Raw genomic sequence first — 13,268 nt, 5'->3', positions numbered from 1 at the left:
GTGATGGGCGCCAGCAGCCATGACGTCGCCAGCATCCCGCTGGGCGGCATGAGCCAGCTGAAAAGCGGCGGTTTTCGCAGCCTGTTCAACGAAGGTCCGATGACCGCAATGGCGATGCACGATGCCGCCGCCGCGCCGATGACCGACGAGGACATTCTGGAGCAGGCGCGGATCGAGGCATTCGCCCAAGGGTTTGACGAGGGGTGCCGCGTGATCGGGGATTCCCAGGTCGCAGAGGCGGAAGCGCGCAACCGGCTGGCTGAGGCGCTGGAACTGCTGTCGCCTGCGCCCAGCGGAATGCTGTCCACCATGCTTTCGGCAACCGTTGTCCGATTGGTCGAGCAGATCGTCGGCGAGGTCGAGATTGATATCGAACGGCTGGTGCAGCGCTGTGACACGGTCGCCGCCTTTATCGAGGAGAATGATCCGAAGGGCGCGCTTCACCTGCATCCCGACGACATCGCCATGTTGCAGGACGAGACGATCGGTGTGCGGCTGGTCGCCGACGAGGCGATGCATCGCGGCTGCGTGCGGTTGGAAACCGCTGATGGCTGGGTTGAGGATGGCCCGGATGTTCGGCTGTCACGCCTTCGTGCGCTGCTCGACGATATGGAGGGCAAGCCATGATCCGCGCCTCGCTCGCCCAGGCGGAGACGCTGTTCGACCATCTTCAGGTGCAGAACCGCCAGCCGCGTCATGTCGGCCGGCTGGTCAGCCATGACGCCGGGATGCTGGAAGTCACCGGCTTTCGTAAGCCGATCGGCGCGGGCGCGCGAGTAATCGCGTCGGACGGAACGATCTGTCGGGCCGAGGTCGTGGGCTTTCGCGGCGACAGGACGTTGCTGGTACCGCTGGACGCCGATGCGCCGCTGGAAAATGGCGCGCGGGTGGAGCCGGACAGCCAGGCGACGATGGTGCAGGTCGGCGATGGCCTGATCGGTCGCGTCATAGATGCCATGGGTCAGCCGCTGGACCGCAAGGGGCCTATCATCGCTGGCGGATCGTGGCCGCTCAATGGCGTGAAGGGCAATGTGCTTGATCGTGGCCGGGTGACCGAACCGTTCGATCTGGGTGTGCGCGCGGTCAATGCGCTGCTGACCGCCGGGCGGGGACAGCGGATCGCGATTATCGCAGGGTCGGGCGTGGGCAAGTCGGTCCTCATGGGCCAGATGATCGCGGGCGCCGAAGCCGATGTCGTGGTCGTCGGCCTGATCGGCGAACGTGGCCGCGAAGTCAGCGATTTTCTGGAAACCAAGCTTAAGCATACGATGGGCAAGAGTGTCGTCGTCGCCGTGCCCGCCGATCATCCGCCGGTGTTGCGCCTGCGCGCTGCTGCCCGCGCGACCGCCATCGCCGAATATTTCCGCGCACGCGGCAAGAAGGTGCTGCTGCTGATCGACAGCCTGACCCGTTGCGCCCATGCCCAGCGTGAGATCGGGCTGGCGCTGGGCGAACCGCCCGCGATGAAGGGCTACCCGCCATCCGCGCTCGCCCTGATCCCCCGTCTGGTGGAGCGGGCAGGGGTAGACAGCCGCACCGGCGGGTCGATCACCGCGCTTTATACCGTGCTGGCCGACGGCGACGACACCGACGATCCGATCGTCGACGCAGCTCGTGCCATCGTCGATGGTCATTTCGTGCTGTCGCGCCATTTGTCCGAACAGTCGATCTTCCCGGCGATCGACGTCGGCAAGTCGCTGTCGCGCGTCATGGCCGATGTGGTGCCGGACGAGCATCGTCACGCCGCCGCTTCCTATCGCCGCCTTTGGGCCGCTTATGAGGAAAATCGCGACCTCATCCTGATGGGCGCCTATCGCCCCGGCAATGATCCGGTGATCGACGAAGCCGTGCAGCGCCGTCAGGAATTACTGGACTTCATCCGTCAGGACCAGAAAAGCTTCATCGACCTGTCCACCAGTGCTGACGCGCTGATCGCCGAGTTTGGCGCATGAAGGGCATGGTCGCCCGCCGCCAACGCGTCCTGCGCGTTCGCCATGTGCAGCATGCCATGGCCGTGGCCGAAACGGCGCGCGCACGCGACGAGGCGGAAGGGATCGAACGCAACGCCGACAGGCTGCGCAAGGTGCGTGGCGACCTTTTTTCCAATCCAGGTATGGCAACTGGCGCGAATTTTGCTGCGATGCAGGAACTGGCCAGTCGTCTGGAGCAGGCGGGCCGCCAGCTGGATGGGGCGCTTTACGATGCGCGCCGCAAGGTTGAAGTGAAGGAAGGCATCAGTCTCGTGACCAACAGGGATCGTGAAATCGCCGAAAAGCTCAAGGATCGTGCCCGCGCGGACCTTGAAGAATGGCGGGAAAACAGGCTGGCGGCCTTGCCTCGCTATCGCCGGATGCAGCGGACAGGAGATGTCTGACATGAACATGCTTTTCAGCCTCAAGGCTCTGCTTTCTTCCTCGGCGCTGCCGGGGATTGCCGCCGTGGCGGCCAAGGGGCAGGACGACAGCACTGGTTTCGCAGCGATGCTTGACGGGTCGATGGCGGCGCCGCTTCCCGGTGAAGCTGCTGCAACGCTTGCGGGAGAGACGGTCGATGCCGAACCGGCTGTGCCCGTCGTCCCGGAATTTCGGGCTGATATGGATCCGCCGGGTGAACGGGGCGCTCATGACCATGTGCCGCCAGGGCTGGCTGTCGCTGTCGCCGCTGGAAAGGGTACGCCTGATACCCTGCCGCCCGGCCTCGCGCTCGGGTTGATCAAACATGACGCCGCATTGCAGCCCGCGCCGCAAAACGAAGCGGAACCGGAAAGCGGGACCGTGGATGTCGCGCCGCTGCCCTTGGCGGTGCCGCCTCAAGTCGCAGTGCCGGAAGAGCTGGCAGAAGCCAAGGTGAAGCCAAAATCGTCCCAGGTGCATCATCATCAGGACGCTGATTTGGGCGACCCTGCCGACCTGACGCAAGCTGAGGCCGAGGCGGGGGTGGCAGCAGACAGCGAAGCCGAGGATACAGCGAGCGCTGAACTACCCATGGCATACGCCCCGGACGCGGTGCCAGTGATGACGCCGTCCGTTCCTGTCCCCACCGCGCCAGTGGTGACCGAGGCTTCCGCGAGCAAGGGCGACAAGGCGGTTAAACCTGCGAAGACTATCGCGCCTGCACCCGTGGCGGTCGAAGGGCAGCGTCATGAAGTTGTTCCGCCGTCCACCCAGCCGCAGGATGTCGCTCCGACGGTTCGGTCCGACAATGCGCCCGCGCCTGTGCCTGTCGCCGACAATGGAGCGTTGCCCACCCCGCATAAGCCGATCGCTATCAAGCAGGTTGGAGGTCCGGCAAGCAAGCAGGATCAACCTGCAACCGAAGCCGCAGACCCTGTAGCTGAAACCCCGCAGCCAACCGCGCCTGTCCTCAACGGCCAACCCGTCAAGTCGGAGGCGCTTGCCTTGCTGCAACTGGTGCGTGAGCAGGTCTCCGCCCGGCAGTCCGGCGCATCCGTGCGGGTGGGCGAGCAGGTCTCTGCCGCTGCCTCTGCGAAGGAGAAGCCTGCCACGGCCAAGGCTGATGTGCCACCAGTCTCTTTCGTGGCCGCGCAGCCGCTCGATGCCGCGCCTGTGCCGTCGAGCGCGACCGCGTCGCCCATGGCCGTGCAGCCCGTCATATCATCGGCTCCCGTCGTCGATCTTTCCGCCAGCCTGGGCGCGCAGATGGTCGATATGGGCGTGTCGGGCCAGTGGATCGACGGGCTTGCGCGCGACATTGCCGGGCTTTCCGCCAATGGCGCGCAGGGCCGGTTCCAGATCGACACGCATCATCTGGGCGCTGTGCAGGTTGACATAAGACAGGGGGCCGAAGGCGCCGCCGTCAGCCTGACCGTGGCCAGCGAGGCCGCCGAGGCCGCATTGCGGCAGGACAGCGACCGGTTGAAGCTGGACGCGGGCCTTGCCGCCGTGCGCATCTCCGAAGTCCGTGTCGAGCGGGCCGCCCCGGTCGCCGAAGCTCAACGTGCGGACATGGGCGGGCAATCTTCCTCGCAACAACAGTCCCAGTCGCAGCAGCAGGGGTCGCAGACCGCGTCCGCCTGGCAGCAGAATAACGGCCAGAATATGGGCCAGCCCCAGGGCCAGCAGTCCCGCTGGCAGGGGCGCGAAAATAACGGCCTTGGCCCTAAAAGCTCTTCCGATCCTGCCGTTCTTAACCATGCGGATACGCGGTCGAGCGCCCATGACGGGGTGCGCGCGCGCTACGCCTAAATTCCAGGATTTACGAGGGATCAGCAGATGAGCGACGAGGCGAAGGCGAAAAAAAAGAAGGGGGGAGGCATGAAAGTGATCCTCCTGATCGTCGTCGCACTGGTTCTGGGTGGCGCTGGAACGGCGGGCGGCCTGTATGCCGCCGGCTTCTTCAGCAAGGAGGAAGAAGGGCCAAAGGTCGATCCCAGAAAGCCCGTGCTCGTGCTGGCCGGTGAGAGTGCCGAGGAGGTCGCCAAGGCGCATGGCATGGGCGCCGAGGGGCATGGCGAAGGCGGCGCGGCCCATGCGGCTGGGCGTCCCGGAAAGGGCATCGACCTGCCTGCACCCGCCAACCCGGCCGCTTATCAGGCAACCTATTTCCAGCTTCAGGCGCCCTTTACGTCCAACATGTCGGACACGGACGCCTTTGCGCAGATTTCGGTCGCCGTATCGACCTATTATGACATGCGCGTCATCGAGGCGATCAAGACGCATGAGATGGCGATTCGCAGCCAGGTCTTGATGCTGCTCGCCCAGCAGCCCGTGGCGATGTTGGCGACGCCTGAGGGCAAAAGAGAGCTTCAGGGCCGGATCAAGGGCATTATTAACGATGTTTTGAAGCAAAAGACCGGTTATGGCGGTATCGATAACGTATATTTTACCAATTTCGTTATTCAATAGGGGTGCCTGAAAGGTCGGGAAGTCCCCTGACCCTCTAGGGCAGGGGACTATCATGAACGATGTTCAGACCTTCGCCTTTGGGCGCGGGGAATCGCAGACACCACAGATGCTGTCCGGGCTTGACCGGCTGGGCGAAAAGCTCGGCCGGCGTTTGCGCGCGCTGATCGAGCCGATTTCAGGCGTGCGTCCGCATGTCGGGATGGCCGATGCGCGGGTCCTGGACTTTGCCCAGTGGTCCGCCGAAGTGCCCGCCTTTTGCAGTATCGGCGTCTATCGCATCGCGCCGCTGAAAGGGCAGATGCTGCTGCGGATGGAGGCGGCGATGATTTCGACGCTGGTCGATTGCTTCTATGGCGGCATTGGCAACCGCCCACTACCTGATCGTGGCGAATTCACGCCGACTGAGGACCGCTTGATCGCCCGGATTTCCGAAGCGATCATCGCGCGCCTCGTTGAAAGCTGGGCCGATGTCCTGCCGCTGGAAACGGCGCTCATCATCCGCGAAACCGGCATCGGCTTTGCCTCGGCGGCGCAGCCGGGGGAGCAGATGGTGCTGCAACGCTTCATGCTGAGCATCGCGCGCGATCAGGAATGGCCCATCGACCTGCTGTTCCCCCTGTCCTCGCTGCGCGCTGTCGAGCCGCTGATGGGGTCGAAGGCGCAGGTTGACGAGGAACGCGTTGACCCCGTCTGGCAGGCCCGCATCGCCAATCGCATGCGCGACATCCGCCTGCCCGCCCGCACCGTGCTGGCGCGCCCCAATCTCTCGCTCGCCGACCTTATGCAGTTGAAGGCGGGCGACATCATTCCGGTAACCATCAGCCGCAGCCTGCCGCTGATCGTCGGGGACCGGATCGTCGCCCATGGATCGATCGGCGACCAGGACGGCCGCGCCGCATTCCAGATTGAAAAATTAGCACAGGGACCTGAACAATGAGCGACATGAGCGAAGCGCCGCGGATCGACGGCTTTGGCGATGAAGGCGGCAGCCGCATGGCCAACAACCGCCAGTTCCGCCTGCTGGCCGACATTCCCGTCCGCATGTCGGTAGAGGTCGGCTCGACGTCGCTGCGTCTGGCGGAGGTCATGGACCTGGCCGAAGGCAGCATCGTGGAGCTGGACCGTCAGGCCGACGATTTGCTCGACATCATGGTCAACGGGGCGCTGATCGCGAAGGGTGAGGTGGTGACGGTAAACGGCCGCTACGGCATCCGCATCGTCGATATCGCCGCCGCCGAAAGCCGCCTTGCAGGGGTCGAACGGCGCGGCTGATCACGCTCCGCGCGCTTTTCCCTTGCTGTGCGGCGATCTTTCTGATTCGGAAAGACGATTAACCATCATCGCGGATAGCGCCCCATGTTCTGGTATTTCGTCAAACTGCTGATCCTTCTGCCGCTGGTGGGCGGCATGGCCTTCGGCGCGCTGTGGTTATGGCGCAAATATCAGCCCGGCATGATCGCGGGGCAGGACGGGCGGTCGCTGAAATTGCTGGAGGCGCTGCCCATGGGCACCTTCGGCAAGCTGGCCGTGGTCGAATTCGAGGGCAAGAAGATCCTGCTGTCCGTCACGCGCGGGCGGATCGAGAAGATTGCGGAAGGCGATCCCTATCGTGCGCGCTAGGGCGCTGTTGATCGGGGCGCTGGCGCTGACGGCCGGGCTGCTGCTGGCTGAGCCCGCACTCGCGCAGGCGACGGCGCAGGCCGCGCCCGCTGCGCCCGTGGATAATGGCGGCGCGCTGACCCGCGCGATGGGCGCGATTTCGGGCGATGGACGCCCGCTGTCGCTGTCACTGCAAATCCTCGTCCTCATGAGCCTGCTGTCGGTGCTGCCGTCGCTGGTTCTCATGATGACCAGCTTCACCCGCATCATCATCGTCCTGTCGCTGCTGCGCCAGGCGCTGGGCTTGCAACAGACCCCGCCCAATCAGGTTCTGGTCGGCCTGTCGCTGTTCCTGTCGCTGTTCGTGATGCGCCCGGCGATAGACCAGATCAACGCACAGGCCTTCGATCCCTATGGCAAAGGGCAGATCAGCATAGAGGAAGCGGTGGGCCGTTCGGGCAAGGTGCTGCACGGTTTCATGGCCAAGCAGACGCGCGAGAATGACCTCAAGCTGTTTGCCAACCTTGCCGAAGCGCCCGCCTTCCGCTCGCCTGCCGACATTCCCTTTTCGATCCTGCTGCCAGCATTCGTGACAAGCGAATTGAAGACCGCGTTTCAGATCGGCTTCATGATATTCCTGCCGTTCCTCATCATCGACCTTGTCGTTGCTTCCACGCTGATGGCACTGGGCATGATGATGTTGTCGCCGACGATCATATCCATGCCGTTCAAGCTGCTGTTGTTCGTGCTGGTCGATGGCTGGGCATTGACCATGGGGTCTCTCGCCGGATCGTTCGCGACATGAAGGGGCGAGGCATCTAGCCCATGGATAACGCCGATTTCTTCATGGGTCTTGCCCAGCAGGCGCTCTGGATCACGGCGCTTGCTGCGGCGCCGATCCTGATACCCGCGCTGATCGCAGGCGTCCTGATCGGCATGGTGCAGGCCGCGACATCCATCAATGAACAGACGTTGAGCTTCATTCCCAAGATCATCATCGTCGGCGCGATGCTGGTGCTGTTCGGCGGGTCGATACTGGTGCTGATCGCTGATTTCACCCGCGAGATATTCGAACGCATCCCGGATCTCCTCCAATGATCGCACCGGGCTTCGCGAATGTAGAGACGCAGCTGTGGGTCTGGCTGATCGCCATGATCCGTCCCGGCGCGGCCTTCATCGCGGCGCCCGTATTCGGTGCGCCCGCTGTGCCGCTGCCGCTGCGTTTCATTCTTTCGCTGGCCCTTGGCCTTGCCGCGCTGAACAGCGTCACCATTCAACTGCCGCAGGACGGCGTTGCGAGCTTTGAGGGCGTGATGCTGGTCGCGGGCGAGGTGCTGGCAGGGCTTGCCATGGGGTTTGCCGTGCAGATCGGCTATGCCGCCGCCTTCGTTGCGGGCGAGACGATCGGCAACGCCATGGGTTTGAACTTCGCGGCCATGGTCGATCCTTCTTCGGGTCAGGCGACGCAGGCGGTCGGCACCTTCCTCTCCATTCTCGCCACCTTCCTGCTGCTCGGCATGGACGGACATCTGATGCTCGCGAGCTTCGTGGTGCAAAGCTATCAGGCGTTGCCGCCGGGTGGCGCGATGATGAGCAATGACGCCGTATGGGATCTGGTCCAGTTCGGTGGTGCGCTGCTGGGCGCGGGCGTTACCGTGGCGCTGCCGGTGGGCTTTGCCCTGGTGCTGGTGCAGATCATCATGGGCATGCTCGCCCGCAGCGCGCCGTCGCTGAACCTGTTCGCGGTGGGCATGCCGGTTGCGCTCATGGCGGGGCTTGTCCTGCTGGCCATCGCCGCGCCGGTGATGGGGGAGGGGCTTACCGCCGCGCTCAAGGCCGGGCTGGACCAGGCCCAGTCGATCGCGGAAGGGCGCTGAGCGATGTCGGGCGGCAATGGCGGCGGCGAAAAGACCGAAAAGCCAACCCAGAAGAAATTGGATGACGCTGCCAAGAAGGGCGACATCCTCCAGTCCAAGGAACTGGCGACGGCGCTGGTGGTCATGGCCGGGATCGGCTGGATCGCGGTGACGGGGCCGTCCGTCATCGATTCGCTCTCACACATGCTGATGGAGGCGCTGCGCTTTCGCCGCGAGGACATTACCGACTTCGCGCCTGCGACGCGCGGTGTGAGCCTGCTGACAGGCATCGCCCTGCCCGTGGGTGGCATATTGCTGGCGACGACGCTCGCCGCGATTGCCGGGCCTGCCATATTGGGATCGCTCGGCTTCAGGCCGGGCGCCTTTGCGCCCAAGGCGTCGAAGCTCAACCCGGCGGCGGGCCTGAAACGCATCTTCGGGATGCAGGGCCTGATCGAGCTGTTGAAATCCATCGCCAAGGTGGCGCTGCTGGGATCCATCGGCGTCTGGCTGATGTGGGACCGGCTGACGGAGATTATCGGCCTTGGCTCGGCGGGTCTGGCTCCGGCCATGTCCGACCTTGGCAATATGTTCATCATGACCTGCCTGGTCATGGCGGGCGGATTGTTCCTGATCGCGGGTATCGACGTGCCCGCCCAGATCATGCAGCGGTCCAAGCGGCTTGCGATGAGCAAGCAGGACGTGAAGGACGAGAACAAGGAAAGCGAAGGGTCGCCCGAACTGAAAGGGCATATCCGCCGCCGTCAGTTCGAAGTGCTGAGCGGATCGACCCGACAGGCCGTGGCCGAAGCCAGCGTCATCATCACCAACCCCACCCATTTCGCCGTCGCCTTGCGCTACAAGCCCGGTCAGGATGCCGCGCCGGTGGTGGTCGCCAGGGGTTGCGACGCGATCGCGGCGGCCATTCGCGAACTGGCCGACGAAAATGGCGTCACCGTCCTGCAATATCCCGACCTTGCCCGCGCCATCTACTTTACCTCGCGCGCCGGGCAGATCGTGAACGAGGGGCTTTATATGGCGGTAGCGACCGTGCTGGCCTTCGTCTTCCGCGTCGAAAACCGCATGGCAAGCGAGATGGATCGGCCATTTATCAATGTGCCCGACGACCTGCGCTTTGACGCGGATGGCCGGAAGCTGTGAAAAAGAGCAGGGTGAATTAAATCTTAGGCAATGCTGGCCGTATTATGTTCATGGGGACGCATTAGGATGGTGCGTCATGAACGAATATATTTCACGGAGCGGCTTAACGCAGGTTGATCGGACCACAAGCCGGACCCCTTCGGCCGTGCCCGCGGTCCAGCCGATAACAGCACAGCAGGGCGTAGATTCGCAGGCGGGCAAGCGGCAGGACGACGAAAACGGCGCGGCTCTCTCTGAAGACGATCTGGCGAGCGCGGCGGAATATGCCAGGGTGCAGGCGCGGGTCGCCGACATTCTTGCAGAATTGCGCTCGGCCACGGGCGCCTCGACCGTGCAAGGGGCGGAGGCGAATATCCAGTCGCTGCTGCCTGCGCCGATCATTCTCGTGCCCCTGCCGCCCGCTTCCAGGGAAGTCGTGGAAAGTGCGGTGATGCTGGGCAAACGCATCGCGCAGCAGTCCAGCTATGCCCATGCGGCGCAGGCGCATTTGAAGCGCGGCACCGTCGATCAGGTGCTTTCGACAGGCAATTGAGACAGGTCGGCGGCTCGCCATCTTTCTTAACCACGAAAATCATTCCTAAAGGTCTTCGTCCTAGAGCCGTTCTCACTTTCGAAAGGACGGATGATGACCTCGGTAAGCAGCAGCATTGCGACGGCCCTCGGCATCGGTTCGGGAATCGACACCGGCGCTTTGGTCACCAGCCTTGTGAGCGCCGCGCGCGACCCGAAGCAAAAGGCCATCACCGACCGGCAGAGCACCAACAACGCCAAGATTTCCGCGCTGGCGTCGGCCTCCAGTTCGCTCAATACCTTTGCCGATGCGCTGAACAGCCTGCTCGCAGGGACGGGCTTTGCAGGCTCGCCGGCCTCCAACGATCCCAGCATCGCCGCCGTCAGCCTGCTGCCGGGCGGCGTGCCCAAGCTGCCCGCGCAGCTTGAGGTGCAGCAGCTTGCCTCGGCGCAGACCATTTCCTCGGCGGCAGAGGCTGGCGCGACGGCCGCCAGTCCGGTTGGCGCAGGCAGCTTTGAGCTGAAGATCGGAACCGGCGCGCCGGTCACGGTGACGCTGACTGCGCCCAACACCAGCTATGCCGATCTCGCCGCCGCGATCAACGCGCAAGGGACCGGCGTCACCGCAAGCGTAATCACCGACAATCAGGGTACGCGCCTCGTCATGAAGGGCGAAACGGGCGCGGCCAACAGCTTCACCTTCACCCAGGTTTCCGGCGACGCGTCGCTCGCGGCCTTTACCTGGGATGGCGCGGCGGGCGGCATGACGCGACAGGTCGAGGCGAAGGATTCGATCATCCTGCTGGACGGCGTCGAACAGCATTATTCCAGCAACACCATCGACACCGCCATCGCCAATCTGCGTATCGACCTCAACAAGGCCGCGCCCGGCACGGCCGTCACGCTGGCGTCCACCGAGCCGACCACATCGATGCGCGACCTGATGGTCGAGTTCGTCGATGCCTATAATACGCTGATGAAGGCCCTGAATACGGCGTCGCAGGCCAGCGCGGGATCGTCCGGCGCGGGCGTGCTGAACGGCGATTCGTCCATTCGCGACATGAAGCGGCAATTGTCGCAGATGACATCGACGGTCCTGGCCACCAGCGGTACATATACGACGCTGTCCTCGATCGGCGTCAGCACCAATCGCGACGGCACGCTGAAACTCGACACGGAGGCGCTCGACAAGGCGCTTGCCGCCGATGCCAAAGGCATCACCCAGATGCTCAATCCGGCGGTCAAGTCGGAAACCACGCCGGGCCTTGCCGGGCTGATGGACGGCGTACGCGACAGGATCGAGCAGAATGACGGGCCGCTGGCCATGGCCAAGGCCAAATATGAACAGCTGGGCGAGGATCTGGCCGAGCAGCTTGAAAAGCTGAACGACCAGATGACCGATTACCAGGCGCAGCTTTCGAAGGTTTACACCGCGATGGAAACAAGGCTGTCGGCGCTCAAGGCAACGCAAAGCTATCTTGAGCAGCAGGTCGCCATGTGGACCAAAAGCGACGATTGATAACAGGGGTCATACAAGATGTTCTATTCTCAAGGCTATGTGGGCACCAATGCGGCGCGGCGGTATGCGGCCGTGCATTCGGGCAGCCGGATCGAAGGCGCAACGCCCCACGCCCTGGTGAAGGTGCTGTTCGATGAACTGCTGATTGCTTTGGAAGCGACTGCGCTTGCTGAACGGAACAACGACCGGCTGAAGGTTTCGGACAAGCAGGCCCGGGCCATGTCGATCCTGATCGCGCTCGAATCCAGCCTGGACTTCGACAATGGCGGCGACATCGCCACTGGCCTTGCCCAGATCTACCGCGAGGCGCGCCGCCTGCTGCTGTTGAGCGCCAAGGAGCGCTCGCCCGAGCACGCCGAACAGGCCCGCGACATCATCGCTGAGATCGCCGACGCCTGGAACCAGATCGCCTGAGCAATAGGCCCGGCGGCATAGAGGCTTTCAGCACACTTGCACCGCTCCGGTGGCGCTAGTATAGGCGGTGCTCGCAAAGGGCGGCCCGGCGGGGGCCGCCTTTTTGCGTTTTGCGACTTTTTCATCAGCCCAGCGAAGGGAGGGCCTCCATGTCGATTACGCCGCTCATGCCCGTTTACCCCCGGTGCGATGTCCGCCCGGTCCGAGGCGAGGGCTGCTATCTGATCGGCGAGCGCGGGGAACGCTATCTCGACTTCGCCAGCGGCATCGCGGTCAATCTGCTCGGCCATGGCCATCCCCGCCTGGTGAAGGCGATTGCCGATCAGGCCGCGACGCTGATGCATACGTCGAACCTCTACGGCATGCCGCTGGGGGAAAAATTTGCGCAGCGTCTGGTCGATGCGACGTTTGCCGACACGGTCTTCTTCACCAATTCGGGCGCGGAGGCGGTCGAATGCGCGATCAAGACTGCGCGCCGTTACCATTATGCCAATGGTGAAGCGCACCGGCACAAGATCATCAGCTTCGACAATGCCTTCCACGGCCGGACGCTGGGGACCATCTCGGCCACCAGCCAGCCCAAGATGCGCGATGGCTTCGAACCGCTACTGCCCGGCTTTGCCGTGGTGCCGTTCAACGACCTGGAGGCGGCGACCGCCGCGATCGATGAGAACAGCGCCGGTTTTCTCGTTGAAACGGTGCAGGGCGAAGGCGGCGTGACGCCAGCGACGCAGGCGTTTCTCGCCGGGCTGCGCAAGCTGTGCGACGAGAAGGGCATGCTGCTGATCCTGGATGAAGTGCAGTGCGGTTATGCCCGTACCGGCACCTTTTTCGCCCATGAGCAATATGGCCTGAAGCCCGACATCATGGCGGTGGCCAAGGGCATCGGCGCTGGCTTCCCGCTGGGCGCATGCCTTGCGACCGAGGAAGCGGCCAAGGGCATGGTGTTCGGCACCCATGGATCGACCTATGGCGGCAACCCGCTCGCCATGGCGGTGGGCATGGCTGTGCTGGACGAAGTGCTGGGTGACGGTTTCCTCGACCATGTGAACAGCATTGGCGCGCGCCTGCGTTCGGCTTTGGAGCAACTGATCCCCAACCACGATATTTTCGAGGATGTGCGCGGAATGGGCCTGATGCTGGGCGTGAAGCTCAAGGACGGCGCCGATTCGCGCGAGTTCGTGGCGCATCTGCGCGACGAGCACGGGCTGCTCACGGTGGGGGCTGGGCAGAATGTCGTGCGCATCCTGCCGCCGCTCGTCATCGACGAAAGCCATGTCGCCGAATGTATCGAAAAGCTGTCGACCGGTGCGCGGAGTTTTGCCGAGGCAGCCTGACATCAGT

Annotated in this window: 16 protein-coding genes; all 16 read left to right on the top strand. The window is 63.8% G+C overall.

The features are described from left to right. The first annotated feature begins 3 nt into the window (after positions 1-3). The 16 genes from K663_RS13155 (at position 4) to K663_RS13080 (ending at position 13,261) form a co-directional block, all read left to right on the top strand. On the top strand, positions 4-627 hold the full coding sequence (locus K663_RS13155; protein WP_062118335.1) for a FliH/SctL family protein: 624 nt from the start codon (positions 4-6) through the stop codon (positions 625-627). Next, positions 624-1,952, top strand: coding sequence for a FliI/YscN family ATPase (locus tag K663_RS13150; protein ID WP_062118332.1), 1,329 nt, complete (start codon positions 624-626; stop codon positions 1,950-1,952). The genes K663_RS13155 and K663_RS13150 overlap by 4 nt, the downstream gene beginning before the upstream one ends. Continuing rightward, a complete protein-coding gene (locus tag K663_RS13145) occupies positions 1,949-2,374 on the top strand; it encodes a hypothetical protein (protein ID WP_062118329.1) in 426 nt (141 codons plus the stop codon). The genes K663_RS13150 and K663_RS13145 overlap by 4 nt, the downstream gene beginning before the upstream one ends. A 1-nt stretch (position 2,375) precedes the next feature. Beyond that, positions 2,376-4,205 carry a flagellar hook-length control protein FliK gene (locus tag K663_RS13140; RefSeq protein WP_062118326.1) on the top strand — a complete coding sequence of 610 codons (1,830 nt, stop codon included), beginning with the start codon at positions 2,376-2,378 and terminating at the stop codon, positions 4,203-4,205. Between the two features lie 27 nt (positions 4,206-4,232). Beyond that, positions 4,233-4,865 carry a flagellar basal body-associated FliL family protein gene (locus K663_RS13135; RefSeq protein WP_062118323.1) on the top strand — a complete coding sequence of 211 codons (633 nt, stop codon included), beginning with the start codon at positions 4,233-4,235 and terminating at the stop codon, positions 4,863-4,865. Between the two features lie 52 nt (positions 4,866-4,917). Further along, positions 4,918-5,802 (top strand): flagellar motor switch protein FliM, encoded by an 885-nt coding sequence (locus K663_RS13130; RefSeq protein ID WP_062118320.1) that lies wholly within the window; start codon positions 4,918-4,920, stop codon positions 5,800-5,802. Further along, positions 5,799-6,137 (top strand): flagellar motor switch protein FliN, encoded by a 339-nt coding sequence (fliN, locus tag K663_RS13125; RefSeq protein WP_037467588.1) that lies wholly within the window; start codon positions 5,799-5,801, stop codon positions 6,135-6,137. Before K663_RS13130 ends, fliN begins: the two co-directional genes overlap by 4 nt. 84 nt (positions 6,138-6,221) lie before the next feature. After that, positions 6,222-6,485: a FliO/MopB family protein gene (locus K663_RS13120; RefSeq protein ID WP_037467586.1), complete on the top strand. Its 264-nt coding sequence runs from the start codon at positions 6,222-6,224 to the stop codon at positions 6,483-6,485. Next, positions 6,475-7,269, top strand: a complete 795-nt coding sequence (gene fliP, locus K663_RS13115; protein ID WP_062118317.1) for a flagellar type III secretion system pore protein FliP — start codon at positions 6,475-6,477, stop codon at positions 7,267-7,269. Before K663_RS13120 ends, fliP begins: the two co-directional genes overlap by 11 nt. A 20-nt stretch (positions 7,270-7,289) precedes the next feature. Continuing rightward, entirely contained in the window at positions 7,290-7,562 is a 273-nt protein-coding gene (gene fliQ, locus K663_RS13110) for a flagellar biosynthesis protein FliQ (RefSeq protein ID WP_037467583.1), read from the top strand. Then, on the top strand, positions 7,559-8,341 hold the full coding sequence (gene fliR / locus K663_RS13105) for a flagellar biosynthetic protein FliR (RefSeq protein ID WP_062118314.1): 783 nt from the start codon (positions 7,559-7,561) through the stop codon (positions 8,339-8,341). The genes fliQ and fliR overlap by 4 nt, the downstream gene beginning before the upstream one ends. A gap of 3 nt (positions 8,342-8,344) precedes the next feature. Beyond that, a complete protein-coding gene (flhB, locus tag K663_RS13100; protein WP_062118311.1) occupies positions 8,345-9,481 on the top strand; it encodes a flagellar type III secretion system protein FlhB in 1,137 nt (378 codons plus the stop codon). 76 nt (positions 9,482-9,557) lie between these two features. Then, positions 9,558-10,013, top strand: a complete 456-nt coding sequence (locus K663_RS13095) for a hypothetical protein (protein ID WP_062118308.1) — start codon at positions 9,558-9,560, stop codon at positions 10,011-10,013. Between the two features lie 93 nt (positions 10,014-10,106). Further along, entirely contained in the window at positions 10,107-11,510 is a 1,404-nt protein-coding gene (gene fliD, locus K663_RS13090; protein WP_062120904.1) for a flagellar filament capping protein FliD, read from the top strand. An 18-nt stretch (positions 11,511-11,528) separates the two neighbouring features. Continuing rightward, positions 11,529-11,924, top strand: a complete 396-nt coding sequence (locus K663_RS13085; protein ID WP_062118295.1) for a flagellar export chaperone FliS — start codon at positions 11,529-11,531, stop codon at positions 11,922-11,924. Positions 11,925-12,073: 149 nt separating this feature from the next. Beyond that, positions 12,074-13,261: an aspartate aminotransferase family protein gene (locus tag K663_RS13080; protein WP_062118292.1), complete on the top strand. Its 1,188-nt coding sequence runs from the start codon at positions 12,074-12,076 to the stop codon at positions 13,259-13,261. Positions 13,262-13,268 lie beyond the last annotated feature (7 nt).

This window comes from Sphingobium sp. MI1205 (genome assembly GCF_001563285.1).
Lineage (GTDB): Bacteria > Pseudomonadota > Alphaproteobacteria > Sphingomonadales > Sphingomonadaceae > Sphingobium.
This window is presented reverse-complemented; position numbering and strand designations above follow the sequence as displayed.